The organism is Leifsonia shinshuensis (assembly GCF_022606355.1).
GTDB classification, from domain to species: Bacteria; Actinomycetota; Actinomycetes; order Actinomycetales; family Microbacteriaceae; genus Leifsonia; species Leifsonia shinshuensis_B.
The window spans coordinates 21758-47201 of sequence record NZ_JAHHZQ010000003.1 but is presented as its reverse complement, the minus strand read 5'-3'; the positions used below and the strand labels follow the sequence as shown (position 1 = coordinate 47201).

At 70.1% G+C, this 25444-nt stretch carries 22 protein-coding genes, 1 tRNA gene, 1 other RNA gene and 1 pseudogene; 10 read left to right on the top strand and 15 right to left on the bottom strand.

Going from position 1 to position 25444, the window contains the following annotated elements; genetic code table 11:
- Positions 1-21: 21 nt before the first annotated feature.
- The 8 genes from KNO15_RS11795 to KNO15_RS11760 form a co-directional block, all read right to left on the bottom strand.
- A complete protein-coding gene (locus KNO15_RS11795; RefSeq protein ID WP_241703940.1) occupies positions 22-1602 on the bottom strand; it encodes a carboxylesterase/lipase family protein in 1581 nt (526 codons plus the stop codon).
- A 78-nt stretch (positions 1603-1680) separates the two neighbouring features.
- Positions 1681-2352, bottom strand: coding sequence for a GAP family protein (locus KNO15_RS11790; protein ID WP_241703939.1), 672 nt, complete (start codon positions 2350-2352; stop codon positions 1681-1683).
- Between the two features lie 78 nt (positions 2353-2430).
- A complete protein-coding gene (locus tag KNO15_RS11785) occupies positions 2431-4158 on the bottom strand; it encodes a hypothetical protein (RefSeq protein WP_241703938.1) in 1728 nt (575 codons plus the stop codon).
- Positions 4155-4793 carry a response regulator gene (locus KNO15_RS11780; protein ID WP_241703937.1) on the bottom strand — a complete coding sequence of 213 codons (639 nt, stop codon included), beginning with the start codon at positions 4791-4793 and terminating at the stop codon, positions 4155-4157. Before KNO15_RS11780 ends, KNO15_RS11785 begins: the two co-directional genes overlap by 4 nt.
- 125 nt (positions 4794-4918) lie before the next feature.
- Positions 4919-5968, bottom strand: coding sequence for a substrate-binding domain-containing protein (locus tag KNO15_RS11775; protein ID WP_241703936.1), 1050 nt, complete (start codon positions 5966-5968; stop codon positions 4919-4921).
- Positions 5969-6039: 71 nt separating this feature from the next.
- Positions 6040-7026, bottom strand: coding sequence for an ABC transporter permease (locus tag KNO15_RS11770; RefSeq protein WP_241703935.1), 987 nt, complete (start codon positions 7024-7026; stop codon positions 6040-6042).
- Positions 7023-8591, bottom strand: a complete 1569-nt coding sequence (locus KNO15_RS11765; protein WP_241704659.1) for a sugar ABC transporter ATP-binding protein — start codon at positions 8589-8591, stop codon at positions 7023-7025. Before KNO15_RS11765 ends, KNO15_RS11770 begins: the two co-directional genes overlap by 4 nt.
- Positions 8591-9661, bottom strand: coding sequence for an NAD(P)-dependent alcohol dehydrogenase (locus KNO15_RS11760; protein WP_241703934.1), 1071 nt, complete (start codon positions 9659-9661; stop codon positions 8591-8593). The genes KNO15_RS11765 and KNO15_RS11760 overlap by 1 nt, the downstream gene beginning before the upstream one ends.
- Positions 9662-9764: 103 nt before the next feature.
- Between KNO15_RS11760 and KNO15_RS11755 the strand changes: the two genes are divergently transcribed.
- Positions 9765-10703, top strand: a complete 939-nt coding sequence (locus tag KNO15_RS11755) for a sugar-binding transcriptional regulator (RefSeq protein WP_241703933.1) — start codon at positions 9765-9767, stop codon at positions 10701-10703.
- On the opposite strand, the gene KNO15_RS11750 is transcribed toward KNO15_RS11755, so the two are convergent.
- Together KNO15_RS11750 and KNO15_RS11745 are read right to left on the bottom strand one after the other, a co-directional pair.
- Positions 10685-11017, bottom strand: coding sequence for a family 1 glycosylhydrolase (locus tag KNO15_RS11750; RefSeq protein WP_374113167.1), 333 nt, complete (start codon positions 11015-11017; stop codon positions 10685-10687). The genes KNO15_RS11755 and KNO15_RS11750 overlap by 19 nt on opposite strands.
- Positions 10994-11198, bottom strand: a pseudogene (locus KNO15_RS11745) (family 1 glycosylhydrolase); the annotation flags it as partial. The gene KNO15_RS11750 and the pseudogene KNO15_RS11745, both read right to left, overlap by 24 nt.
- A 109-nt stretch (positions 11199-11307) precedes the next feature.
- On the opposite strand from KNO15_RS11745, the gene KNO15_RS11740 reads away from it, so the two are divergent.
- Complete coding sequence (locus tag KNO15_RS11740; protein WP_241703931.1) at positions 11308-12594, top strand: MFS transporter; 1287 nt, start codon at positions 11308-11310, stop codon at positions 12592-12594.
- On the top strand, positions 12594-15668 hold the full coding sequence (locus tag KNO15_RS11735) for a glycoside hydrolase family 2 TIM barrel-domain containing protein (protein WP_241703930.1): 3075 nt from the start codon (positions 12594-12596) through the stop codon (positions 15666-15668). Before KNO15_RS11740 ends, KNO15_RS11735 begins: the two co-directional genes overlap by 1 nt.
- 25 nt (positions 15669-15693) lie before the next feature.
- Here KNO15_RS11735 and KNO15_RS11730 read toward each other — a convergent pair whose 3' ends face one another.
- Both KNO15_RS11730 and KNO15_RS11725 read right to left on the bottom strand, forming a co-directional pair.
- On the bottom strand, positions 15694-16290 hold the full coding sequence (locus tag KNO15_RS11730; RefSeq protein ID WP_241703929.1) for a TetR/AcrR family transcriptional regulator: 597 nt from the start codon (positions 16288-16290) through the stop codon (positions 15694-15696).
- Positions 16291-16538: 248 nt separating this feature from the next.
- On the bottom strand, positions 16539-17492 hold the full coding sequence (locus tag KNO15_RS11725) for a GlxA family transcriptional regulator (protein ID WP_241703928.1): 954 nt from the start codon (positions 17490-17492) through the stop codon (positions 16539-16541).
- A gap of 119 nt (positions 17493-17611) precedes the next feature.
- On the opposite strand from KNO15_RS11725, the gene KNO15_RS11720 reads away from it, so the two are divergent.
- Genes KNO15_RS11720 through KNO15_RS11705 form a run of 4 tightly spaced genes read left to right on the top strand, consistent with a single transcriptional unit; the run spans position 17612 to position 19392 of the window.
- The gene (locus KNO15_RS11720) at positions 17612-18271 is read left to right on the top strand and encodes a DJ-1/PfpI family protein (RefSeq protein ID WP_241703927.1); all 660 of its coding nucleotides are present in this window, start codon (positions 17612-17614) and stop codon (positions 18269-18271) included.
- Between the two features lie 40 nt (positions 18272-18311).
- Complete coding sequence (locus tag KNO15_RS11715) at positions 18312-18629, top strand: hypothetical protein (RefSeq protein WP_241703926.1); 318 nt, start codon at positions 18312-18314, stop codon at positions 18627-18629.
- Positions 18626-19111, top strand: coding sequence for a DUF2269 family protein (locus KNO15_RS11710; protein WP_241703925.1), 486 nt, complete (start codon positions 18626-18628; stop codon positions 19109-19111). The genes KNO15_RS11715 and KNO15_RS11710 overlap by 4 nt, the downstream gene beginning before the upstream one ends.
- Complete coding sequence (locus KNO15_RS11705) at positions 19108-19392, top strand: hypothetical protein (RefSeq protein WP_241703924.1); 285 nt, start codon at positions 19108-19110, stop codon at positions 19390-19392. The genes KNO15_RS11710 and KNO15_RS11705 overlap by 4 nt, the downstream gene beginning before the upstream one ends.
- A 96-nt stretch (positions 19393-19488) precedes the next feature.
- Here KNO15_RS11705 and KNO15_RS11700 read toward each other — a convergent pair whose 3' ends face one another.
- Together KNO15_RS11700 and KNO15_RS11695 are read right to left on the bottom strand one after the other, a co-directional pair.
- Positions 19489-20877, bottom strand: coding sequence for an APC family permease (locus KNO15_RS11700; RefSeq protein WP_241703923.1), 1389 nt, complete (start codon positions 20875-20877; stop codon positions 19489-19491).
- 96 nt (positions 20878-20973) lie between these two features.
- Positions 20974-22560, bottom strand: coding sequence for an amidohydrolase (locus KNO15_RS11695; protein ID WP_241703922.1), 1587 nt, complete (start codon positions 22558-22560; stop codon positions 20974-20976).
- Between the two features lie 67 nt (positions 22561-22627).
- Between KNO15_RS11695 and KNO15_RS11690 the strand changes: the two genes are divergently transcribed.
- Positions 22628-23377, top strand: a complete 750-nt coding sequence (locus KNO15_RS11690) for a TetR/AcrR family transcriptional regulator C-terminal domain-containing protein (RefSeq protein ID WP_241703921.1) — start codon at positions 22628-22630, stop codon at positions 23375-23377.
- Positions 23378-23553: 176 nt separating this feature from the next.
- Here the strand turns inward: KNO15_RS11690 and KNO15_RS11685 are convergent.
- Positions 23554-23641: transfer RNA gene (locus KNO15_RS11685), tRNA-Ser, on the bottom strand.
- A 99-nt stretch (positions 23642-23740) separates the two neighbouring features.
- On the opposite strand from KNO15_RS11685, the gene ffs reads away from it, so the two are divergent.
- Positions 23741-23837, top strand: an RNA gene (gene ffs / locus KNO15_RS11680) — signal recognition particle sRNA small type.
- Between the two features lie 139 nt (positions 23838-23976).
- Positions 23977-25443 carry a DUF1254 domain-containing protein gene (locus KNO15_RS11675; protein ID WP_241703920.1) on the top strand — a complete coding sequence of 489 codons (1467 nt, stop codon included), beginning with the start codon at positions 23977-23979 and terminating at the stop codon, positions 25441-25443.
- Position 25444 lies beyond the last annotated feature (1 nt).

The following is a 25444-nucleotide window of genomic DNA, read 5'->3' as shown; positions in this document are numbered from 1 at the left end:
TCTCGAGTCGGGGAGCAGCGTTCAGTGGAAGTCGAGCACGTCGTCGCCCCACGCGGCGCGCAGGGACGCGTCGAGGTCGGGCACGACGGTGTCGTGCCGCTCGATGACGAGGGTCTCGCGTCCGGTGGCGACCGAGTAGGGAGCCCAGTGCGGCGCGTCCTCGGCGTCGGGGACACGGCCGTGGGCGAAGGCGGTCCACCGTTCCTGCATGCGCTCCGAGATCTCCTGGGCGACACGGCGCCCGCCCAGACGGAAGGTCGGGTCCTTGGGGCCTCCGGACAGGTTGCCCCACAGGTAGGGCAGCTCGGTCGCGTGGGTCGCCCCCAGACCGATCAGCCGCAGGAACGGTGCCGCGTGGTCGAAGCGGTAGAGCCACACGTCGGCGACGGCGCCGTGGCCTTCGGCGATCCAGAGTGTCGGCATCCGGAACCCGATGTCGCGGGCGATGCCGAGGCCGACGGTGCGCTGGCGCACGTCCTCGTAGGCGGTGCGCACCTGGTCTTCCGACGGCAGCGCGATCGTCGGGTTGTCGGCGGCCATGTCGGCGAACATCTGCCTGATGCGGTCGTCGGTGATCGGGATGAGCGGCGACTTCATGAACTTGAAAAGCGACGCCTCGTCCTTGTTGGTCCCGATCATGAGCGGGACGGGCAGGCCGCGACCGTCGCGGAGCACCGCCGCCGGGGCCTCCGGGAGCAGGTCGCCGTCGACGACGGGTGCGAACGCGAGGGTTCCCGGGGCCTCGTCCGGCACCGCCGCGTAGACGGCCATTCCTGCGCGCACGACATCGTCGGCGGAGACGGCTCGGAGCGCGGTCGCCGTCGTGTCACCGCCCGCCGGGTCGATCCCGAGCTCACGGACGAACCGTTCGGCGACATCGCGCGCACGGTCGACGCCGTACATGCTCGACGCGGGCGACGACTGTGCGATCGCCCGCTGGAACAGACCCTCCGCCGACGGCGTCGCCAACAGCGTGGTGACGAGTCCGCCGCCGGCCGACTCGCCGAAGACGGTCACGCGTGCGGGGTCGCCGCCGAAGCCGGCGACGTTGTCCTGCACCCAGCGCAGTGCGAGCAGGACGTCTTTGAGTGCGAGGTTGCGGTCGAACCCGCTGTCGGGCAGGAGTCCCTCCAGGTCGAGGAACCCGAACGCGCCGAGCCGGTAGTTGATCGTCACGACCACGACGTCGCCGCGGCCGACGAGCGCGGTGGCGTCGAACAGCGGCTGGCTCGACGAGCCGAACGTGTACGCGCCGCCGTGGAGCCACACCATCACCGGGCGCGCCGACGGGGTGTCCCCGGCCTCCGGAGCCCAGACGTTCAGCACGAGGCAGTCCTCGTCCATCACGGCGTCGTCGCCGAGTGGAACGCCCGGGTTGGCCAGCTGCGGGCAGACGGGACCGTAGGCCGTCGCGTCGACCTCCTCCGCCGCCGCGGGGGCTGCGACGGGGTCCTGCCACCGCCGGTCTCCGGTCGGAGCGACCGCGTAGCGGATGCCACGCCATGAGCGGACACCTGCCGAGGCGGAGCCCCGAAAGGTGCCGGCAGGCGCGTGGGCGATGCAGCCGGCCGGCTCGGTGGCGGGTGCGGTGGGGTTCGACATGGGTGGCTCCTCTGGTCGGGGATTCGACGGTCGGCTGAAGATTCGACGGTCCATGACGGCATCGCGCCGTGCGTGCGGTCAGGACGTGAGCTGGTGGACGATCGCGGCAGCTTCGTTGGCGGCGAGGATGGCGAACAGGACGGCCATCATCTCGGAGTTGTGCGCGATCATGTCGTCCTTCAGCCGCTCGAGGCGCCGGGTCGTCGCCGCCGACCCGTTGGCGGCCGCGATCGTCGGGACGATCAGGAGGAGCGAGCTGGCGACGGCGACCCCCGCGCACAGCCCGAGGGCCGCGACGACCGGCAGATGGGCCTCGCCGATGAGCGCCCCTCCCTTGAGGTCGAGGGGGATGTTCTTGGTGTTCACGATCGCCATGACCAGCCCGAGACTCGCGGCGCGCGCCGGGGTGATCGTGTCGATGGCCGCGAGCCACTTCGGCGCGACGGGTGTGGCACCCGCCCGCGGCCGGGTCACCCAGCTCGCGATCGCGAGAGCGGTGAAGGCGACGAAGAGGACGATCGCGAGGGCGAAGCTGACGGGGCTGCCGTTCGTGCGCGACGCGGGGAGGCTCGCCGAGCCGATGGCGCCGACCGCGATCGCCACGAGGGAGGCCACGGTGAACGTGGCGGTGTAGACGGGCGCGGCCACCCGCCCGCGCGGCGAGAGCACGATCGCGACGACAGCGACGACCGGGAGCGGGGAGATGATCATCCCGGCCGTCAGGGGGATGAGGTCGTGCAACTCGGCCACGCCGGTCCTTTCGCCGCGAACGTCTCGGACGCTGCTTCCGAGGGCTTCAGCGAGCACGCTACGGCCGTGAGCCAGGCCCTAGCCCGGATGTTCGGGTGACACGACTGCGGCCTCCTGACGAATCGGGAAGACAGCCTCGAGCACGGCGCCATCGTGCTGGGCCAGCAGGCGGGCGCCGAGCGATCGGACGTGCGAGCCGGGACGCAGCTGCGCCCCGACGGCCGGTCCGAACGAGGTCACCCGCACGCGCAGCCGCGGACCGGCGCCGGTCGTGGCGATGTCCACGACGATCTCCGCGCGACGCTCGGCACTGTGCTTGACGGCGTTCAGCAGGCCCTCCGCCGCCACGTCGTAGACCTCGTCCGCCGTCCACGGCGAGGTGCGCAGGGCTGTGCGCGCGGCATCGGTGAGGTCGAGCCGGAGGTCGATGACATGGCCCCAGAGGTCCGCCAGCCCGATGAGGGCGGTCTCGGCGTCGGGAGCAGGCAGCTCGGAATCGGAGGCGAAGGTCGACGGCATCCGCTGGATCACCGCGCGCAGGCGCACCCGGAGGTCGGCGATGTCGCCGGCGGTCGGAGCCGGGGAGGTCAGGCTGGCGAGTAGGCACGCACCCTGGCCGTCGCGGTGCAGCAACTCGGCCGTGCGACGCAGGCCTGCCCGCGTGTCCCGTGTGCTCTCGCGCGTCGTGCGCTGCGCGGTCGTGATCGCGCCGGACAGCCGTCTCTGTTCGCGGCGCAGAGCGTGCAGGGCGCCAGCGCACAGGCCGGCGCCGACGGCGCAGCCCGCGTACGCCACTGCCGAAAGCGCGGCGAGCGGCGGCGTGGTTCCCTGCGCGGCCGCGAGCAGCGACAGTCCGACACCGATCACCAGCGCGAGCCGGACGAACAGCGTCGAGCTGCTCCCGTGCTCGATCGCCGTGCGGCGGCGCGGCACGCTGTCGAGGAGGAGGCCGCCGAGCGCCACAGCGGCCAGTCCGCCGAGCAGGGCCGCGGGACCGGCACTGCGGAGCGCATAGGGCAGCAGGCAGACGATGTAGAGCCCGGTCACGACGCCGACCGGCGGGAGGCGGAACGGCATCCGGTGCGGGTGCCGGTGCCGGTACGGGTGCCCAGGAGCCGACGCGTCGGCGCGTTCTGCCGCGGCCACCGAGTCCGCGCGGTCGGCGCTCTCCTCCTGCAGTCGACGACTCCGCGCCTGGAAGCGGGAGGCCAGCGCCTTCAGCTCGTCCGCGCCGACAGAGGAGGGGAGGGCGTCGACCGCGTTCCGGAGTTCGGACGCGGCAGCCCGGACTGCTCTCGTCGCGTCGGCCTCGTACGATCGGGCGCGCCCACGGGAGCCCTCGATCGCTTTCGCCACCACCCGCAGCCGTGCGTTGGTGGCACGCAACGACCCCAGCATGTGCTGCACGATCGCGATGGCGCCGAGCGCGGCACCCCAGACCACGACGTTCGTCGCGCTGCGCAGCGGCAGCTGCCATCCCGGGAGGGTCGTCAGCCCGAAGGTGTGCGCCCAGCTGTCCTGGAGCACCGGACGGAGCGCTGCCGAGGCCACGACGCCGGCGATCACGATCGCCGACCGTGCCGATCTGCTGCGGCCCCCACGCTCGCCGACGGCGACGAGCATCAGCCAGGCGGCGAAACACGCCCACGTCGCCGAGGTCGCCCCCAGCGCGCGCACCAGGTCGCCCCCCGGTGCGATCGGAGCCATCAGCATCACCGACAGCGGAACAGACGCCAGGAGCGACCAGGCCGTGATGAAGCGGCCGTCGGCGATGGCGCTTCGGAGTTCGCCGGCCAGCCTTCTCATCGGCTCGGGCCGAAGGCCGCGATGTACATGGCCGCGGCGGCGACCCGCGGACTGACGGTCGGGTCGCCGGTGACCCCCAACCGGTCGAAGACGCGGCTGATCGAGCGTTCGACGGCGCGCACGCTGGCCCCGGTGTCGGCGGCGATGCGTTCGTTCGACCGGCCGCGCGCGATCATCGACAGGATCTCGAGCTGGTGACGTGTCAGGGCGCCGAGCCCCTCGCGGGGCGCGTTCGGCGCCTCCGGCACCGGCCGCTCCGCCAGCGCGCCCTCGAGGACGTCGACCAGCATCTCCGGCGAGTCGAGATCCTGCTTGGAGATGAAGGCGGCGCGCGCGACGCCCATCGCGGAGGCGCCCGCGGCGGCACGCGGGTAGCTGGTGAGGAACACGATCGCCAGGTGGGGCGCGATCTCGGACAGCATCGACGCGAGCTCCGCCCCGGTCGGACGCGTGCCGAGATCGATGTCGGTCAGCAGCGCATCGGGATCGAACTCCGCGAACCGCCGCATCGCATCGGCCGCATCCACGGCCGCGGCGGTCTCGAACCCGCGGCGTTCGAGCAGATCGCACACCAGCGTGCGCAGCGCGCCCTGATCCTCGACGACGAGCACACGACGAGTCCAGCGAGAGCCCACGGGGTCAACTCTAGGGGAGTGGAGGGAGGCGAAACGGGTGGGTGCGACGGGTGTGGCGTGGCTTCGAGAGCGGGCATCCTCCACTCGGGCGGCCCACCGAACGACGGGCCGCCCGAGCATCAGGGTCAGCGGGTCTGACCAGGAAGGCCCTCGTACGACAGGTTGTCCGCTGCGATGTTCTCATCGATCAGGGTGGTGAGCTTCGACAGGAACGTCTTGCGGTCGGAGACGACGTTCTTGTACGCCGCATCGACGTTCTCGGCCGTGATCCGCGGCATGAAGTACGTCATCTGGGTCGGCACCTTCTCACCACGTGCGGTCTTGGCGGCGACGGCGAGGCCGGCGGCGAGCTCGACGGTGCCGTTCTGCAGAGAGGTTCCGATGAAGTCGCCGCTCTGCACAGCCCGAAGTCCGTCTTCGATGCCATCGACGCCGACGACGGGAACATCCGTGATTCCAGCCTCGCGGAGCGCCTGCACCGCGCCGAGTCCCATGTCGTCGTTCTGGGCGATGATGCCGTCGATCGTGTCGCCGAACGCGGAGATCCAGTTCTTGGTCTTGTTGATCGCCTCGTCGCGCTTCCAGTTCGCCGTGTCTTCGGCGAGGACCGTGATGCCGGGATTCGCGTCGAGCACCTTCTTGATCCCCGTGCTGCGGTCCACCTGGCCGGACGCCCCGAGTGGGCCCTGCAGGATGACGACATTGCCGGATCCGCCGAGGCGGTCGACCATGGCCTGCGCTTCCTGAACTCCCGAGTCGACGTCGTCCGGGAGCACGCTGCCCGTGAGGCCGTCGCTGAGGATGCGCGTGTTGACCGTGAAGATCGGGATGCCCGCCGCCTGTGCGGCCTTCACCTGGGGTTCGAGGGAATCGGCCTGCACCGGGAGGACGACGATGGCGTCGACGCCCGCGGAGATGAACTGGTCGACCTGCCCCGCCTGGGTGTTCACATCGGTGTTGGCCGAGTTCCAGAGCAGCTCGATGTCGTTGGCGTCGGCGTAGGCCTGCATGCCTTCCTTTCCCGCCGTGATGAAGGAGGTCATCTCGTAGGCGGTCACGCCGATACGCAGGCTGTCGGCGCTGCCGGCTCCGCTCGCGCAGGCCGTGAGCCCGACGGCCGCTGTGGTCAGCGCGGCGCCGAGCGCGAGGCCACGGAGGATGCTGGTTGTTTTCATGGTGATTCCTTACTCGTGAGGGTTCGGTCGGGAGGGGGCGGGACGGTTCGGCTCGGCGACAGGCCGTTCCGTCAGCGGGACGTGCGCCTGGTCGCCCAGACATCGATGGCGACGGCGCTGACGATCAGGACACCTTTGATGACGTCCTGCCAATAGGCGGGGACGATGAGGATGTCCAGCCCGTTGTTGAGCGTCTGGATCAGGAGCAGCCCGAGTGCGGTTCCCCACACGGTTCCGCGGCCGCCCATCAGACTGGCGCCGCCGATGACGACAGCGGCGATCGCGTCGAGCTCGTAGCCCTGCCCGAGCGTGGGCGCACCGGAGATGACCCGCGACGAGAGCATGACGCCCGAGATCGCAGCCAGCACACCGCTGACGGCGTAGACGCTGAACAGGATGCGCCTGGCCTTCACACCGGCGATCTCCGCGGCCAGGCGGTTGCCGCCGACGGCGTAGACGCGCAGGCCGTATGAGGTCCGCTTCATGATGAAGGCCAGCGCCAGGATGCCGACGATCATCAGGATGACGGGGACGGTCACGCCCAGCACCTTGGTGTTCGCGATGGTGCCGAACGCCGCAGGCAGGCCGTTGATCGGTGCACCGCCTCCGATGACGAACGCCACGCCGGAGGCGAGGGTCATCATGCCCAGCGTCGCGATGAAGGGGGGAACGTTGAGGCGGGCGACGACGAAGCCGTTGACGGACCCGGCGAGGAGCCCTGCCGCGACCGCGGCCGCGATGGCGACCCACAACTGGTCGGGAACGCTCTTGGCGACCAGTGCCGCTGTCATCCCGCTGGCGGCGATGACGGACCCGACGGAGAGGTCGATGCCGCCCGTGAGGATGACCAGCGTCTGACCGAGCGCGATGAGGGCGAACGGGGCGGCGGCGACGAGGATCGTCATCAGGTTGTCGACCGTGGCGAAGCGGCTGGACTGGACGACGAAGAACACGATGATCGCCAGCATGACCAGCACCATCGCGTAGCGGACGGCGAGCGTCAGGAGCAGGCTGCTGCGCGGTGCTCGTGCAGCTGAGGGGGATGCGATGTCGGTCATGGGTTCGTGTCTCCTGATGCGGTGGTCGAGAGTTGGCCGGACGCGAGGCGGAAGATCCTGTCCTGCGCGTCGGGGTGGGAGAGGTCGCGCTTGTCGAGCTCGGCGGCGACCGCGCCGTCGGCGAGCACGAGCGCCCGGTGGCTGAGGCTGAGGATCTCCGGGAGGTCCGAGGACGCCAGGACGACCGCCATCCCTCGGGCGGCGAGCTCGACGATGAGACCGTAGATCTCGCTGCGTGCCCCGATGTCGACTCCCCGGGTGGGCTCGTCGAGAAGGAGCACGTCGACCTCCCCGGTGAGCCAGCGGCCCAGGACGACCTTCTGCTGGTTCCCGCCCGAGAGGGTGCCGACCTCCTGACCCAGGCCGTTGCTCCGCAGGGCCACGGAGGTCATCGCGGTCGCGATCGCCGTGCGGCGTCGTCGCGCCGCGATGACCCCACTGCGGGTGAAACCGCCGATGCGGGGGAGGGAGGCGTTGTCGAGGATGCTGAGCGCGAGCACGGCGCCCGCCTCCTTCCGGTCTTCGGGGACGAGAGCCATGCCCGCCGCGATCGCCGCCTGCGGAGAGCCGGCGGCGACCGCGACGCCGTCGACCCGTACGGTGCCGGACCTCGCGCGCACCCCGAAGAGCGCTTCGAGAAGTTCGGTGCGTCCCGCGCCGACGAGCCCGGCGAGCCCGAGGATCTCGCCGCGACGGACCTCGAAGTCGAAGCCGGTCTCCGAGCCGGCCGGCGCGAGCCCCTCGACCTCCAGCCCCTCGACCTCCAGGACCGTGGCGGGGCTCATCGGCGCGAGGTCGGGGAAGAGGGCCTCGAGCTCGCGCCCGATCATGGCGGTGACGATGTCGTCGTCGGTGAGCGCGTGCACGGGCTCGTCGACGATCAGCTGCCCGTCGCGCAGGACGACCACGCGGTCGGCGACGGCGCGGATCTCTTCCATCTTGTGGGTCGTGAACAGCAGCGAGACGCCCGCGTCGCGCAGCGCGCGCATCACCCGCAGCAGCGTTTCGACTTCGCGCCCGGAGATGGCGCTCGTCGGCTCGTCGAGCAGGATGACCGTCGCACCCTGCGTCGTCGCCTTGACGATCTCGATGATCTGCCGCACGCCCACCGGGAGGCCGCCCATCCGCTCGGTGGGGGAGATGCCGAGGCCGAACTCGAGGAGGGCCGCCGACGCGTCCGCGATCATCGCGGAGCGGTCGAGCGTGCCGAATCGGGTGCGTCGCTCCCGTCCCAGATAGAGGTTCTCGTAGACCGTCAGCTCGGGGATGGAGGCGAGCTCCTGCGGAACGATGGAGATGCCGCGAGCGATCGCCGCCTGAACGTTCCCGGCGGGCAGGTGCTCGCCGTGGCGTGAGACGGTTCCGGCGTCGGCGGGGTACAGGCCGGAGATGATCTTCATCAGCGTGGACTTGCCCGCACCGTTCTCACCGGCGATCGCGGTGATGGTGCCCGGCCACAGCTCGAAGGCGACACCGCGCAGCACGGGTATGCCGCCGAACGCCTTGGTCACCCCCTCGGCCGTCAGCGCCGGCGTCGCCTGCGGCCGGGTCTGCCCGGTGCGCATCACCGAGCCGATTCGGGGGCGGGGCGGCCCGGGACGACGATGGTCTTGATCGACGACGGGTCGCTCTGGGCCATCAGCAGACCGGCCTCGACATCGGCGAGCCCCACGTGCCCGGTGACGAGCGGCGCGACGGCCACCGCGCCGCGAGCCACGAGGTCGATCGCGGTCGGCCACGTGTTCGCGTAGCGGTACGTTCCGGTCAGCTCCAGCTCGCGGTTCTGGATCACCGAGATCGGGAGCTCGATGGTGTCGTTGCCCATGCCGACGAGCACGATGCGGCCACCTCTGCGCACGGTCGGGATCGCCTGGGCGATCGCGCGGGCGCTGCCGGATGCGTCGATGTACGAGTCGAAGTGGAGTTCGAGGTCGCCGAGATCCGCCTCCCGCGGATCGATCGTCGAGATCGCGCCGAGCGTCTCGGCGAACCGGCGACGGGATTCGACGGGGTCGCTGACGACGACCTCGCCGGCGCCGAAGGCCACCGCGACCTGAGCCGTCAGCAACCCGATCGGTCCCGCACCGGTGATGAACACGCGGCTCGCTGCGGCGACCTGTGCTCGGCGGCAGGCGTGCACAGCGACGGACACCGGCTCGATCAGGGCGGCCTCGTCGGCGCTGAGACTGTCGGGGACCTCGAAGGCGAAGTCGTCCTGGATGACGGCGAACTCGGAGAAGGCGCCTTCGACGGGATAAGCGCCGTAGAACTCCATCGCGACGCAGAGGTTGTACTCGCCGCTCTTGCAGTGCCGGCACGCGCGGCAGGGGCGCTGCGGTTCGATCGAAACACGCCGGCTGAGGCGATCCGGGTCGACGGCGGCTCCCACGGCGACGATCCGGCCGGCCGATTCGTGTCCGAGCACGATCGGCCCGTCGACGACGAGGTCGCCGATGTGGCCCTCGAGATAGAAGTGCGTGTCCGAGCCGCAGACCCCGACGGCCTCGATCCGCACGAGGACCTGGTCGGGGTCCAGCGGCGGTATCGGCACCTCCGTCAACTCGATGGTGCGGCGCGAGGTGAGAACGCTGGCAGCCATCGTGGTCGGCACTTCGGTGGGGATGGACGTGGTCATGAGGTCCTCTCGATGCGGACTCGAGGCCTGATGATGACAGCCTCGATGCTTACTATCATCAGAAATATAAACCACTTAGCAGAAGAGATGTGACGGTGCTCATATGAGCGGCAAACAGTTGGCTCCCGACGAGGCGGTCCGGCTCGCGTACGTGGGCAAGCGCTACTTCCTGGACTCTCGATCGCGCCTGCAGATCGCCGAAGAGCTGAAGATCTCACGCTTCGCGGTCGCCCGATTGATCCGCAAGGCGCTGGATACGGGCATCGTCTCGATCACCATCTCGGCGCCCGGCCCGTTGGATGCGGAGCTGTCGATCGCCCTGAGGGACCGTTTCGAGCTCGACGACGCGTATGTGATCACCAGCGCCACGGAGGACGCCGACCATCTGCGCCGAGCGCTCGGGTCGATCGCGGCCGAGCTGCTCGGCGGCCGGATCGTCGACGGAGACATCCTCGGGGTGAGCTCGGGTCGCACTCTCCTCGAGATGTCCCGTGCGCTCGACGCGATCGCGCTCTGCGATGTCGTGCAGCTCACGGGCGTCGCCGATCCGATGCGCGAGCACGGCACGGAGGCCGTTTCGACGCTGGGCCGGCGAGCGGGCGGGGCGGTCTATCGCCTGCCCGCCCCGCTCATCGTCACCGACGAGGCGGCCGCGGCGACGATCGCACGCCAGCCCGGCATCACGCAGAGCCTGGCACAGCTCGATCGCCTCACCTGCGCGGTCGTCACGATCGGAGCGTGGCCGGAGGATTCACTGCTGCACGACAGTCTCGTCCCGACCGGAGAGGCGGCCGACCTGATCGCGCGCGGAGTCGTCGCGGAGGTGGGCACCACGCTCCTGGGCGCGGACGGGTCCGTCGTGGATGTGCTGGACGCGCGCATGATCGGCATCACCGCCGACCAGCTTCGCGCCGCGCCGCACGTCATCGGCGTCGGTGGCGGCGCCGCCAAGCACCTGGCGATCTCGTCCGCGCTCCGCGCCGGCCTCCTGAGTGCCCTCGTCACCGACGAGGGCACGGCCCGCTACCTCCTCGAGGCCTGAACCAGGTCGACGCCGTCGTTCATCGCCTCCGTCGCCGCCTCGATGTGCGAGCGGTAGAAGTGCACCCGTTCCGCGTCGTTGATCTCACGCTCGGGGTCGACGTAGTCGAAGAGGGCCTGACCGGTTTCGGTGACGATGAGCGGTAGCGTCGTGTACTCGTCGGCGACGCGGTGGAGGATCTCCGGCCCGGACGGAGGTCGGGTACAGGGTGATGCCCAGCTGGCCGGTCGCACCCTCCGCGCGGAGCGTCTGCACGCCTTTGCCGTGCGCGAGCAGGAGGTGGTGCAGAGCGATGACCGCCGTCGCCTCGTCACGGATCCCCGGCGCGTGCCTCCCCTCGAGATGACCGACGAACGCGGAGCAGTACGGCTCGCTCAGGGTGAGCCAGCCGGGCACCCGGTCGCCCAGGCTGCGGTCCACGGCCTGCCTGGTTGACCGGACCGGCCCCTGTCGGGAGCACCCGGCTCCAGGCCACGGAGAGCGGCCTCCCGTCATCGAGAGAGCCATCCATGGAGGTCAAATTCCACCAACCGGTGGAATTTTGAGGTAGAGTTCCTCCGACCCGGCATCCCGCCACTCGACGACGAGCACAGAGGACACCCCGATGAGCGAGCTCTCCCTCACCCCGACCACGCCGCCGACGACCCCGTCGGCCTCCGACGAACCGACGTCGCCTCCGCGACGGTTCCCCCTCTTCCTGACGACCCTCCTGACCGGCAACCTCGCGATCTTCCTGATCTGGGGATCCGTGCTGAGCCTGCTGATGTCGACGCAGATCGAACGCATCGACCCCTCGGCGAAGGTCGGCAACCTCGCCCTGGTCTCGATGATCGGCGCGATGGTCTCCGTCGTGTTCCAGCCGACCTGGGGGATGGTCTCCGATCGGCTCCGCACGCGGATCGGCAAACGCGCGCCGCTGCTGCTCCTCGGCGCCGTCCTCGGCGGGTTCTCGCTGATCCTCCTCGGGATCTCGAACAGCCTGCTCTGGATCACCCTGTCGTGGTGTGCCGTCCAGCTCTTCGTCAACATGGCGCAGGCGCCGCTCCAAGCCGTGATCCCCGACCGGGTGCCCCGCCGCCTCCGTGGCACGACGTCGACGATCATGGGGCTCGGCCTGATGGGCGGATCCCTCGCGGGCAGCTTCTACGGCGCCGCCTTCGTCACGTCGAACGCGATCCTCGCCGGGTATGTGATCCTCGCCGGGATCCTGCTGCTGGCGATGGTGCTGTTCGTGATCCTCAACCCGGAGGGATCCAACCGGGAGGCCCCCCGCGAGCCGTTCCGGATCGGCGCCATCCTCGCCGGGTTCTGGGTGAGCCCGCGCAAGCATCCCGACTTCTTCTGGACCTTCAGCGCGCGGTTCACCCTGATGCTCGCGTACTTCGGAGTGTCGCTGTACCAGCTCTACATCATGCAGGACTACATCGGACTCGGCTCCGGGGCGGCGTCCGCGGTGCCGCTGGTCGCCCTGTCGTCGCTCGCCGGGTCGGTCGTCACGATGCTGATCTGCGGCCCTTGGTCCGACCGGGTCGGCAGGCGCAAGCCCTTCGTGATGGTCTCGTCGCTCATCCTCGGGATCGGCCTCCTGATCCCCTTCTTCGTGCCGACGCTCACGGGCATGCTGCTGTACGGTGTCGTCTCGGGGCTCGGCTTCGGCTGCTACATGGCCGTCGACACGGCACTGTTCACGGAGGTCCTCCCCAGGGGCGAGGACGCCGGCAAGGACCTCGGCATCGCGAACATCGCCTCGGCGCTGCCGCAGGTGCTCGCGCCTGCCGTCGCCGGCGCCGTCGTCGGGATCACCGGCGGCTTCCAGGGCCTCTTCCTCATCGCTCTCGTGCTCTCGGTGGTCGGCGCGCTCTGCATCATCCCGATCCGGAAGGTGCGCTGATGACGGACGCCCTCGACACCTGGACGCGCGTGCGGCCGTGGGCGCGCCCGGAGCTCACCGGTCTCGCACGCGTGGACGCGCACGCGATCACGCATGAGGACCGGCTCGATCTCGACGGCACCTGGGACTTCCAGTTGCTGCCGTCGCCCACCGCCCGCGAGGCCGCCGACGCGTGGCGGCCGATCGAGGTGCCCGGCGCCTGGACGATGCAGGGTGTCGGCGACCTCCCGATCTACACCGCTCAGCGGGTGCCCTTCGACGGGATGCCGCCGCTGCCCCCTGCGGACAACCCGACCGGCGTCTACCGGCGCACGTTCACCGTTCCCGGCGGCTGGGCCGGGCGGCGGATCGTGCTGCACGTCGGGGCGGCGATCAGCACGCTTCTCGTCGAGGTCAACGGCGAGCCGGTCGGAGTCGGCAAGGACAGCCGTCTCGCCGGGGAGTTCGACATCACGGCGCACGTCACGGAGGGCCCGAACGTCGTCGTCCTCCGCGTCGTCCGCTTCTCCGACGCGACGTTCGTCGAGAACCAGGACTCGTGGTGGCACGGCGGGATCACCCGATCGGTCAGCCTGTACGCCACGCCCACGGTGCACCTCGCGGATGTGCAGGCGCGGGCGTCGCTGGAGGGCGACGGCGGACGCTGCCGTGTCCGGGTCACGGTGCGCTCCGGCTCCGAACGCTTGCACGCGGGCTGGAGCATCGCGGCGCGGATCGGCGAGGTCGCCGCCGAAGCCCCGGTCTCCGCGCCGGGGGCCGCTCCGGCCCAGGGCGCCGGTGACGGTGCGATCTCGATGCCGGAGCCTCCCGCCGATGTCGACCTGTCCGGGCTCGACGTCCTCGATCTCGCCAGCCGGCGCGCGGCAGGAGCCGCGTTCGACCCGTCGATCGGCGCGGCGCTGCGGGTCATCGACGCCCTCCTCGTGCCCGAGCCGATCGGGCTCGCCGAGCTCGAGCTGGCGCTGCCGTCCGTGCGGCCGTGGAGCGCAGAGACCCCCGCCCTCTACGAGCTCGACGTGGTGCTGCGCGATCCGCACGACGTCGAGGTGGAGCGATCACGGCACCGGATCGGCTTCCGCGATGTGGTCGTCCGCGACGGCGAGCTGCTGGTCAACGGGCGCGCCGTGCTGATCCAGGGCGTCAACCGTCACGACTTCCATCCGCGGACCGGAGTCACGTCGACCAGGGCGGAGGTCGCCGCCCAGCTGAGGCTGCTCAAGGAGCACGGCTTCAACGCCATCCGCACCGCGCACTACCCGAACGACCCGATGGTCCTCGACCTCTGCGACGAATACGGCCTCTACGTGGTGGACGAGGCCGACATCGAAGCGCACAACTACTCCACGACCATCTGCGACGACCCCCGCTACGCCTCGGCCTTCCTCGACCGGGTCTCCCGGATGGTGCGCCGCGACGCGAATCACCCCAGCGTGATCCTGTGGTCGCTCGGCAACGAGACCTCCATCGGCGTCAACCACCACGCCGCGGCCGGCTGGCTCAGGGCTTTCGATCCGTCTCGACCCCTGCACTACGAGGGTGCGATCATGCGCGACTGGTTCGCCGGGCACGCGGTGACCGATGTCGTCGCGCCGATGTACCCGTCGCCGGCTGCGCTTCGCCAGTACGCGGAGGATCCCCGCGCGGACCGCCCGCTCATCATGTGCGAGTACTCCCACGCGATGGGCAACTCCACCGGCGGCCTGGACGAGTACTGGGATCTCATCGAGCGCACCAGAGGGCTGCAGGGCGGATTCATCTGGGAGCTCACCGACCACGGGCTCGACCCGGACGGCGACGGTCGCTACCGTTACGGCGGCGACTTCGGCGACGAGCCCAACGACGGCAACTTCTGCATCGACGGTCTGCTCTTCCCCGACGGGTCCCCTCACCCGGGGATGGAGGAGGCCCGGCGTCTGTTCACCCCGCTCGATGCGACGGCCATCCCGGCACAGCTGCGCGCCGGCACCGTCGATGTGCGCAATCGCCAGTTCTTCGTCGACTCGTCGCACTACCGGGCCGTCGCCCGCGTGGACACGCTCGACGGCAGCAGCGCCCGCATCGAGCTCCCTCTACCGCTGATCCCGCCGCGCGAGACGACGACGGTCGTGCTGCCCGATGAGCTGCGCACAGGACTCGCCTCGGCGAGAGCGCTGGGGCTCACCATCGAGATCCTCCTCGCCGACGACCAGAGCTGGGCGCCCGCGGGCACGTCGCTGGCCGCGGTGCAGGTGCTTTCGGTGGACGAGCTTCCCGTGCCGGCGCTCCCGACGATCGCGCAGACCGTTCGTTCGTCGGAGCGGGACACTGCGGAAGAAGGGGACGGACTGATCCGATCGGCCCTCCTGGCCGGGGAACCGGAGATCGAGCTGTGGCGGGCGCCGACGGACAACGACGCCTCCATGATGCATTTCGGCCGTTTCGCCGGCAGCGGCTTCGCGGCGCCGGTCCGCGAGCTGGTGCGGGTGGCCGAGGAGGGTGCTGAGACCGTCGTGGAGGCGCGGTATCGAGCCGACGGCGTGGAGGTCGCCCACACCCGCCGGTTCGGGCGCACGGCCGCTGGCGGACTCGTCGTGCACGAGCGCGTGACCGTCCCGGCCGCGCAGCGCGACCTCCTCCGGATCGGGACCACCCTGCCTCTCCCCGCCGGCTATGACCACGCGGTCTGGCTCGGCGCCGGCCCCCACGAGACGTATCCGGATCGCAGACGGTCCGGCCGGCTGGGCCGCTGGGATGCCGCCATCGACACGCTCCAGGTGCCGTACGTCAAACCGCAGGAGAACGGTTCCCGCGCCGACGTCTGGTTCGTCGAGCTGTCGGGGCCTGGGCGACCGGCCCTCCGGATCCAACTGGATCGGCCGTGTCAGGTCGGTGTCTCCCGGCACAGCACGGGCGAACTGGCCGCGGCCCGGCACTCGTGGGAGCTGCCGCCGTCGACCCGCTCCTTCGTCCACCTCGATGTCGCGCAGCGTGGGCTGGGCACGACCTCGGTCGGGCCCGATGTCCCCGAGGGGTTCCGAGTCGGGCCGGGCACGTATGAATGGACGTGGATGCTCGAGGAGCTTCCAGCGACGTGACGCCGCGGAACGTGCGACGGCGGGCTCAGGTGCCGAGCAGGCGCCCGAGCTCGCCGTCCAGCACGACGCCGATGTCCAACCGGCCCGGATTGACGGCGTCGAAGACCTGGAGGCCCTCCCAGAGGGCGAGGTAGGTCAGCACCCGCGCGTGCAGGTCCGCCGGGATCGGGCCGGTGCCGAACCGTCGGATCGCGTCCTCGAACTGCGTCGCGAGTCGCTCGGCCCGCTCCTGGAAGAACGCGCGGGCCGGGTGACCCTCGGTGGCCGCCTCCGCCGACAGCACCGCGTACAGCTGGACAAGCCCGGGGATCGAGCGGTTGTGCTCGACGAGCGCCGCCATCTGGGCACGCAAGTCCTCCGCGCTCACCCAATCGGCCGAGACGAAGCGCATCGCCTCCTCGTCGCGCCACGCGAGCACCGCGAGCAGCAGCGACGTCTTGTCGCCGAAATGATGGAGCAGCGTCGAATGGTCGATCCCGGCGCTCCGCGCGATCGCCCGCAGGGACGCGCCGTGGTAACCCTGCTCGGCGAACGCGGAAGCGGCACGATGCAGGACGTCCTCCCGCGTCGCCCGGCCGTTCGCATACCCGCCCGGGCTCTTACGGCGTGCTTCGTTCGGCACGACCTCACCACTCTCGCTCTGAAGCGCGCCGTCGGGCGCGCTCCACTAACGCTAGAGGATTTCGAGTTCCTCGACCTCCGGGCTGGCGAGCGTCTTCTCGATGGCACGGATCAGGTCCGGCGGCAACTCATTCGTCATCGCGACGGTGTCGGGGAGGACCGACAGGGGCCGCTGACCCGACTGCCACCAGTCACCCGACCATGAATCCCGCGATTCGTCACGAATCTGTGCGGACTACGTGGTCGACTTCACAGGGCCGTCGTCTGCGGGCGAAACACCTTGCGATAGGCGCCCGGCGTGACGCCGAGGACGTGTCCGAACTGCGATCGAAAGTTGCTCGTGGTGGGGAACCCCGTTTGCGCAGCGATCCGGTCCACCGTGTGGTCGGTGGTCTCCAGCAGTTCCTGTGCGTGGCGGATGCGCACACCAGATACCCATTGCATCGGGCTCTGCCCCGTCTCGTCCTTGAATCGGCGTGTGAGCGTGCGGGTGCTCAGGCCCGCTGCTGCAGCGATGTCCGCGAGTGTCAGGTCGCGATGCGCGTTCGCCTCGATCCACGAGAGGGCCTGTCCAAGAGTGGACGTCCGAGAGGTCGGGCGATTGCGGACGATGTACTGGGCTTGCCCTCCTGGGCGGTGCAGGGGAGCGACTGCGAGGCGGGCGGCGTCCGCCGCGACCGCTGTTCCGTAATCGCGCTGCACGATGTGCAGACACAGGTCGAGGCCGGACGCTGCGCCGGCGGAGGTCAGCACGGTGTCGTCGTCGGTGTAGAGCACGTCCGGGTCGAGTCGGACGCGTGGGAACCTCGACGCGAACTCTTCCGCGGCGACCCAGTGGGTCGTCGCAATCCGGCCGTCGAGCAAGCCGGCCTCCGCGAGCGAGAATGCACCGACGCAGATCGACGCGATCCGCGTCCCTCGCTCCGCCGCGGCCCGCAACGCGGAGAGGACGACCGCCGGAGTCGGTACGGTCGGGTCGTTCCTGCCCGGCACGATGATGAGGTCGGCGCGTTCGAGTGCGTCCAAGCCCTCGTCGATCGCAAGCGTCAACGGCCCAGCCTGGACCGACGTCTCGTGGCTGGCGACGAGCAGCCGGTAGCCGGGCCTCCCGTCCGGCAGGCGAACGCGTCCGAACGTCTCGATCGGCGTGGCCAGATCGAACGCAATAGTGTCCGGGAGAGCGAGCACGACAACCGTGTACATGCCTGAACAATAGCCGATAATGCGTGTGGCTTGATTCAGGCGAAACATGTCCAGATCGCCGTGGCTTCGAGCGCCTCCGATGACGAGGATGAGGAGAGCGTCCGATGAAAGGAACCCCCATGCCCCACCCACGCGCCCAGTTCGTGCTCTTCGATGGATTCGATCCGCTCGATGTCATCGCCCCGTTCGAGGTGCTCACCGCGGGCAGTGAGTTCTTGGGCGGAGCGTTTGCCGTGGAGCTGGTCAGCGCGAGCGGACCGGGCGTCGTGGGATCCGGGACACCGCAGATTTCTCTCACGGCGGCCGCCGCGCTCGATCCCGACGCACCCGGCTTCGTGCTCGTCCCCGGAGCGGTCGGCCCGGTCGACGGCGATCCCGACGCCGGAGACGAGACCATCCCCGTGCTCCTGGCGCGATTCGCGTCGAGCGAGGCGATGCCCGTGATCGCTCGTGCCGTCGCGAACCCGGACGTCATCGTCGCGGCCTACTGCGGCGGCTCCCTTGCGCTCGCGATGGCCGGCCTCATCGAAGGGCGCACCGCGACCACACATGTGCTCGGACTCGACATGCTCGACGCCACCGGCGTGAAGGCCGTTCGTGCGCGCGTGGTGGACGACGGCGACCTCATCACCGGTGGCGGCGTCACCTCAGGCCTCGACGTCGCCCTCTACCTGCTCGAACGCGAGTTCGGCTCCACGACCGCGCACGCTGTCGAGGAGTTGTTCGAGTACGAGCGGCGCGGCGTCACCGTGAAGAGCGAGCGTCAGTTCGCGGCCTGACGGCTATCGGATCCACGGAATGGAAGACACGAGTACACGAATGAACACCATCGCCGGAACCTGGCTGCTGCGGATGAAGACCCCCGTCGGCACCATCGAGGCCGAGTACCGCTTCGAGGATGAGGGCGGGGTGATCCGCGCCAGCGCGAGTGGCGGAGGCGAGACCACGGCACTCACCGACATCGCCGCCGAGGACAGTCCGGACGGTCAGCACGTCGCCTGGCGCCAATCGATCACTCGGCCGCTCCGGCTCGACCTCGAGTTCGACGTCACCGTCGACGGCGACGCGCTAGCCGGCGAGTCCCGGGCCGGACGGCTACCGCGCACGCGCGTCACGGGAGAGCGGATCACCGCGTGAGCGCGTTCCTGCTCTCCGTCCATGTGCTTGCGGCGATCCTGACCATCGGGCCGGTCGCCATCGCCTCGAGCATGTTTCCCCGATTCGCGCGCCTCGCCCTGGCCACACCCGATGATCCGAAGAAGGTCGCCGTGGTGCGCATCCTGCACCGCATCACACGCGTCTACGCGGTGATCGGAGTGCTCGTGCCCGTGTTCGGGATCGCCACCGGCGCGAGCATCGGCGTCCTCGGTGACACGTGGCTGATCGCGTCGATGATCCTCACCGCGGTCGCGGCCCTTCTGCTGGCCGCGGTCATCCTGCCGTACCAGACGCGGATCGTTCGCTCCCTCGACGGGAGCGCGGGAGACGTGCGCACCCCGGTGCTCGAGAAGGTCGCCGGCCGACTCGGAATGCTGACAGGTGTGTTCAACCTGATCTGGGCGGTCGTCGTCGTCCTGATGATCTCCCGGCCGGGCTCGACAACGGGAGTCGGACTATGAGTCGACGGCGCATCCTGGAGATCGTGGGTTGGGCGGAGCTCGCCACGCTCATTCTGATGCTCGCCAACCTCTTCACCATCCACCTTCCGGAGGTGTCACGCGTTCTCGGCCCCGTGCACGGACTTGCGTACACCGCCACCGTCATCACCGCGATTCTCGTCCGAGACGGGTCGCACCGGGTCTGGCTGCTCGCGCTCATACCCGGTGTCGGGGGCCTTCTTGCGTCCCGTGCCGCGCCTGCGCAACATCTGGATCGTCGGCTCTGGGACGACGAGCTGTGAGGTTCGACCGCTGGTCGTTCTCGCACCCGCAGCGGCCGCTCCGGTCCCGGTGCGGTCGTCGGTGGGCAGGCAGATGGTGAGAGAGATGTGCGGGGGTCAGACGAGAGTGTCTTCCGTCTTTCCCTCGTGTTGTTCCGAGAAGTCCATCACCGGGGGCCGGCGCCGGAAGCCGCGGGTGAGGATCGCCAGGTAGATCGCACCGGCTGCCATCCAGCTCAGGCCCACGATGAAGGTCGTCGCGGTCAGCGAGGTCCAGAGCCAGACCGTGAGAAGGAAGCCGACCGCCGGGAGGAGCCCGTAGCGCAGCCACTCCCGGGTGGACGGCGTCTCACGGCCGCCCTTCGGGAACAGATGCGTGCGGATCACCGAGAGGTTCACCATCGAGAACGCGGCCAGCGCGCCGAACGAGATCATCGTCGCGGCGACGTCCAGCGTCAGCACGAGGGCCAGCAGCGACACGATCGACACCGCGAGCGCCGCCACCCAGGGGGTACGGAAGCGCGGGTGCAGCTTGCCGAAGATCGCCGGGAGCACCCGGTCACGTCCCATCGCGTAGATGATGCGCGACACGCTCACCTGCGTCGTCATCCCCGATCCGAACGCTCCGACCACATAGACCGCGACGAAGAACGAGGTGAGGAAGCTGCCGCCCACCTTGGCCATCAGGTCGACGCCGGCCGAGTCGACGCTCTGGAAGGCGTGCCAGTTCGGGAAGACCAGGGCGCCGAGCCAGGAGACGACGATGAAGATCGCGCCGCCGACGAGCGTCGTGATCACGATCGCGCGCGGGATGTCGCGCTTGGGGTTCTTGGCTTCCTCCGACAGCGTGGAGACCGCGTCGAAGCCGAGGAATGAGAGGGCGAGCACGGCGGCGCCGGCGAACACGGGGCCGAGGCCGCCCTTGCCGGGCAGGAACGGCTCGATCAGGCTCGGCGTCGCGGCGGATGGGTTCGTGGTCAGCTCCTTGATCGCGAGGACGGCGAACACCACGACAAGCAGCACCGACAGCGCGACGATCGCGATGTTCAGCTTGTTGACCAGCGTGATGCCGAGCAGATTGAAGAGCAGGACGAGCAGCAGCGAAGCGAGCGCGAACACCCACTGTGGTACCTCGGGGAACTGCGTGTTCAGGTAGATGCCGATCAGCAGGAAGTTGATCATCGGCAGGAACAGGTAGTCGAGCATCAGCGTCCACCCGGTCAGGAAGCCGATGTGGCCGCCGAACGCCTGCTGCGTGTAGGTGTACGCCGAACCGGACACCGGGTAGCGGCGCGCCATCGCGCCGTAGCTCAGCGCCGTGAACATCATCGCGATCAGCGCGACGACGTATGCGGACGGGAGGTGGTTGTCGGTCGTCTCGGTCACGATCCCGTAGGTCGTGAACACGGTGACGGGCGCCAGGTAGGTGAGTCCGAACAGCACGAGGGCGGTCGGGCCGAGCGCGCGCTTGAGATGCGGCTGGGCGGGCAGGTCGGTCGTGGTCATGTCTGCGTGCCTTCTCTTCGTCGAGGGGGTTGCGTGGGTGGGTATCAGGGGGGAACGGGTCGGGGATGGACGGGGGGCGATAGTGCGGGTGGGTCTTCAGGCGGCGCGGCGCACGCCGGCGACCCAGGTGCCGAGCACGCGGACGCCGCGCAGATCGTGCGGGGCCACGGCGCGCGGGTCGCGGTCGAGCCAGACGAGGTCGCGTCCGGCGTCGGCGAACGCCTGGTGGGCGACGCCGACCGAGTAGGAGTCCAGCGCGTCAGAGAGCGTGATGCGCTCGGCCGGAGTCCAGCCCGACGCGGGGACGCCGGCCGCGGTCTGCCGGGTCACGGCGGTCGCGACGCCGGGGCGCCAGTCGTTGTCGCTGACCGGCCAGTCGCTGCCGAACGAGATCCGCGCCGAGTCGTGCAGGGTGCGGATCGGGTACTGGAGGAGCTCGCGCTCCGGGCCGATCCGCGGCAGCGTCAGGTCGAGCATCATCGGGTCGAGCTGGGCCCACAACGGTTCGAAGTTCGCGATCGCGCCCAGCCGGGCGAAGCGCGGCAGGTCGGCGGGGTCGGCCAGCTGCACGTGCGCGATGACGGGACGGCGGTCTCGCGGACCGTTCTGCTCCTCGACCTGCTCGAACACGTCGAGAGCGGTGCGGCAGGCGGCGTCGCCGATCGCGTGGAAGTGCAGCTGGAAGCCGAGGCGGTCGAAGGTCACGGCCGCGGCGGCGAGCTCGGCCGCATCCCAGTTGACCATGCCGCGGTCGCCGGGGACGTCGGTGTAGTCGTCCAGCATCGCCGCCGTGTGGTTCTCGACGACGCCGTCGACGAAGACCTTGACGGTCGCGGCGGTGAGCAGCGGGTCGTCCAGTTCCTCCACGCGGCGGCGGGCCTCCACGAAAGCGGGGACCTGGTCGCGCCAGCGCAGCGGGTCGGCTCGCAGGGCGAGATTCACCCGGGTGGCGAGATGGCCGCGGGTGGAGGCGTCGAGGTAGGCCTCGACCTCGGCGGGCTCGACCCAGGCGTCCTGGATCCACGCGATCCCGAGGGAGGCGTACTCCTCGGTCGCGAGCCGCAGCGCCTCGACGCGCTCGTGGTGCGGGCGCCCCGGCTCGACCGGGAGCAGCAGGTCGACCGCTCCGGGCTCCTGGAGGATGCCGAGCGGGCTGCCATCCTCGCGGCGCGGGATGCGCCCGAGCGGCGGCTCGGGGGTGTCGGCGTCGATGCCAGCGCGGCGAAGGGCTTCCGAGTTGACCCAGACGGTGTGATAGTCCCAGGCGCGGAGCACGACCGGACGGTCGGGGACGGCCTCGTCGAGCCAGCGCGAGTCGAACAAGCCGTCGGGGGCGAGCGTCGCGTCGTAGCTGGCGCCGTAGATCCACTCCTGCTCGGGGTGCTCGTCGGCCCAGCGCTTGACGCACGCGACGATCTCGGCGACGCTGCCGCAGGCGCGCACCTGGGGCCCGAGCTTCTCGAGGCCGCCCTGCAGCGGGTGGGCGTGGCCGTCGCCGAACGCCGGGGCGAGCACGCCTCCGGCGAGGTCGACGACACACTCGGCATCGCCGTGGAGCGCCTCGGCCTCCGGTCCGGTCGCGATCCACGTTCCGTCGCCGTCGATCGCGAGTGCCGTCGTCGCCGCGGCGTCCGCTCCGTACCCGTCGAGGATCGTCCCGTTCAGGAACACCGTCGCGCCCATCCCACCTCCGTGTGGTTCCACAAAATGAATGACGTTCTTTTATTTCGTCAGATACTAGGGTGTGAACGTGCCCCAGGGGAAGAGCAACGGCGAAATCGATCGCCCGGCGCGTCGCGTCGGGCGCCCGACCACGACCGTGCTGACCCGCTCGCTGATCGCCGAGGCGGCGCTCCGGCTGCTCGACGAGAGCGGCGCGGACGGCTTCACGATGTCCCGGCTCGCGCAGGCCCTCCGGGTGCGGCCCAGCGCCCTCTACAACCACGTCGACGGCAAGGAGGACGTGATCGCCGGTGTCCGCGAACTCATCAGTGACCGGATCGACGTGAGCGCCTTCGCTACGGAGCCGTGGGACAAAGCGATGCAGCAATGGGCCTACTCGTACCGGGTCGCGTTCGCGACGCACCCGCCGACGATTGCGCTCCTCGCCACACTCCCGGTCAGGGGAGCGCGCCGCACACTGCGCATGTACGACACGGTCGTCGCGGCGATGGTGCGGGCGGGATGGCCGGAGGAGGAAGTGCTGTCGACGATCGTCGCGGTCGAGTCGTTCATCCTCGGCTCGGCGCTCGACGCGGTCGCCCCGGGCGACATGTTCGACCCGGCCGGAGAAGAGGCACGTGTTCCCTCGTTCGCCTCCGCCTACGCCGCCCGAGCGGCGGCGATCGGAGCCACGCCGCCGGCTGACGGAGCCTTCGCGATCGGACTGCACGCGATCCTGGACGGGCTGCGCGCCCGATTCGGTGAGATCACAGCGGGGCACTCGGAGGGCCGATTCGGCCCGGGTGGGAAAGCGGCAAAGGCCCCGACCTCTGCGTAATCACGCGGATCTCGCTGCCTTCGTCGTCTTATGACATTGGCGGAGAATGGGGGATTCGAACCCCCGGTGGACGCGGCGCGCGCACCCCGCGGCGCAAATGGGAAACTGGCGGAGAATGGGGGATTCGAACCCCCCGGTGGACGCTGTGCGCGCACCCCGCGGCGCAAATGGGAAACTGGCGGAGAATGGGGGATTCGAACCCCCGAGGGCTTGCACCCAACACGCTTTCCAAGCGTGCGCCATAGGCCACTAGGCGAATTCTCCTGGGTTGCCTCCGCCTTGCGGGCGACGGCTCACAATATCTTAGCGGACGCCGGAGGTGGCGTTGTGCACGGCCTCCCAGCCGGAGCCGCTAGACTGTTTCGCGGCTCCCCACGTGGCGCCATCCAGGCCAACTCCCCCAGGGCGGAAACGCAGCAAGGGTAACCGGGCTCTGGCGGGTGCGTGGGGGGTCTTTTTCGTGTTCGGGGCCGGGCGGTTCGTGTTCAGGATGGCATGATCCGCGCCGCGTAGAGTGTGGGCAGCACTGCAGCTTTCCAACACCCTCCAGACTGTTCTACGCTTTGTAGAATGACACTCCGACGAGTCGAGGTGCGCGCATGACCGAGCAGGTATCCGTGGAGCACGGGATCGCCGAGCTGGCGTCCGAAGCGTATGTCGTCGGCTTTCCGCTCGTGTTCGATCTCGAACAGGTCGACCGCGTCACGCGGGTGGGGCTCGGGGCTGTGCCGCCGACGCCGTACAACAGCTTCGGCCACGCCCGCACCCTCGCCGGCCCTGAGACCGAGTTCGTCTCGGTCAACAACGACACCGTCTACTCCATCGCGCAGCTCGACCTGGGCGTCGGGCCGCTGCTGCTCGAGGTGCCCGCGACCGGCGACCGCTACTACGTGCTGCAGTTCGTCGACGCCTGGACGAACAACTTCGCCTACGTCGGCACGCGCGCGACCGGCTCCGCCGCCGGCCGGTTCCTGCTGGTCCCGCCGGAGGGCGAAGGCGAGGGCGAGGCGGCCGACGCCGACGGCGCGACCGTCATCCGGTTCCCGACCCGCATCGGCACGATCGTCGGTCGCTGGGCCGTCGCGGGGGAGGACGACCTCCCGGCCGTGCACGCCCTGCAGGATGCGCTGACGCTGACGCAGACCCGCGAGTCGTTCGCGCCTGGCGCCGGCGTGCCGGAGGTCGCGCCCGCCCCGAGCGAGGCGCTCACCTTCTTCGAGCGGATGCGGGTGTGGTCGCAGGCCTTCCCGCCCGCCGAGCACGACAGGCGGACGCTCGCGACCTACGCACCGCTCGGGCTCGCCGGCCCGACCCCGGCCGCCGATCTTCCCGAGGACGTCCGCGACGCGCTCGAGGAGGGCTACGCCGTCGGCAAGCAGGCGCTGGAGTCCTCGCTGCACACCGCCATCCCGCCTGTCGACGGCTGGCAGGTGAACCTCCACGTCTTCGACTACAACGTCGACTTCTTCGAGGTGGGCGCCATCGACAGCCCGGCCTGGCAGCTGCCCGACCCGACGACCCGCTACGCGCACCGCGCTGCGGCGGCGCTCGGCGGGCTCTGGGGCAACCACGGCTACGAGGCGGCGTACTTCCCGACCTACGTGGACGCCGACGGGGAGGCCCTGACCGGTGAGCACGAGTACCGCCTGCGGCTGCACCCCACCCCTCCGGTCGGCGCCTTCTGGTCGGTCACGATGTACGACCTCCCGCAGTACTACCTCGTCGACAACCCGATCGGGCGCTACTCGCTGGGCGACCGCACGCCGGGGATCGTGTACGACGCCGACGGCGGCCTCACGATCACGATGAGTGCCGCGCGCCCCGCCGACGACACGGCGGTGGCCAACTGGCTTCCCGCTCCGCAGGGCGCGTTCCGGCCGCTGCTGCGGCTCTACGCGCCGGGGCCGGCGGTGCTCGACGGCAGCTATCGGCTCTCGCCCATCGAGCGGGTCGCGACAGACGACCACGCCGGCCACGCCGACCACGCCGACCACGCAGGCCTGGCCGTCTCCGACGACCACCGAGACCACGACACCACACCGCCGATCGACGAGGAGACCCGCTGAC

What these genes read in the sequence shown, in the direction of transcription:
- KNO15_RS11795 (WP_241703940.1), bottom strand. Translation starts at nt 1,602, where the DNA reads ATGTCGAACCCCACCGCACCCGCCACCGAGCCGGCCGGCTGCATCGCC.
- KNO15_RS11785 (WP_241703938.1), bottom strand. Translation starts at nt 4,158, where the DNA reads ATGAGAAGGCTGGCCGGCGAACTCCGAAGCGCCATCGCCGACGGCCGC.
- KNO15_RS11775 (WP_241703936.1), bottom strand. Translation starts at nt 5,968, where the DNA reads ATGAAAACAACCAGCATCCTCCGTGGCCTCGCGCTCGGCGCCGCGCTG.
- KNO15_RS11770 (WP_241703935.1), bottom strand. Translation starts at nt 7,026, where the DNA reads ATGACCGACATCGCATCCCCCTCAGCTGCACGAGCACCGCGCAGCAGC.
- KNO15_RS11765 (WP_241704659.1), bottom strand. Translation starts at nt 8,591, where the DNA reads ATGCGCACCGGGCAGACCCGGCCGCAGGCGACGCCGGCGCTGACGGCC.
- KNO15_RS11760 (WP_241703934.1), bottom strand. Translation starts at nt 9,661, where the DNA reads ATGACCACGTCCATCCCCACCGAAGTGCCGACCACGATGGCTGCCAGC.
- KNO15_RS11755 (WP_241703933.1), top strand. Translation starts at nt 9,765, where the DNA reads ATGAGCGGCAAACAGTTGGCTCCCGACGAGGCGGTCCGGCTCGCGTAC.
- KNO15_RS11740 (WP_241703931.1), top strand. Translation starts at nt 11,308, where the DNA reads ATGAGCGAGCTCTCCCTCACCCCGACCACGCCGCCGACGACCCCGTCG.
- KNO15_RS11735 (WP_241703930.1), top strand. Translation starts at nt 12,594, where the DNA reads ATGACGGACGCCCTCGACACCTGGACGCGCGTGCGGCCGTGGGCGCGC.
- KNO15_RS11725 (WP_241703928.1), bottom strand. Translation starts at nt 17,492, where the DNA reads ATGTACACGGTTGTCGTGCTCGCTCTCCCGGACACTATTGCGTTCGAT.
- KNO15_RS11720 (WP_241703927.1), top strand. Translation starts at nt 17,612, where the DNA reads ATGCCCCACCCACGCGCCCAGTTCGTGCTCTTCGATGGATTCGATCCG.
- KNO15_RS11715 (WP_241703926.1), top strand. Translation starts at nt 18,312, where the DNA reads ATGAACACCATCGCCGGAACCTGGCTGCTGCGGATGAAGACCCCCGTC.
- KNO15_RS11705 (WP_241703924.1), top strand. Translation starts at nt 19,108, where the DNA reads ATGAGTCGACGGCGCATCCTGGAGATCGTGGGTTGGGCGGAGCTCGCC.
- KNO15_RS11700 (WP_241703923.1), bottom strand. Translation starts at nt 20,877, where the DNA reads ATGACCACGACCGACCTGCCCGCCCAGCCGCATCTCAAGCGCGCGCTC.
- KNO15_RS11695 (WP_241703922.1), bottom strand. Translation starts at nt 22,560, where the DNA reads ATGGGCGCGACGGTGTTCCTGAACGGGACGATCCTCGACGGGTACGGA.
- KNO15_RS11675 (WP_241703920.1), top strand. Translation starts at nt 23,977, where the DNA reads ATGACCGAGCAGGTATCCGTGGAGCACGGGATCGCCGAGCTGGCGTCC.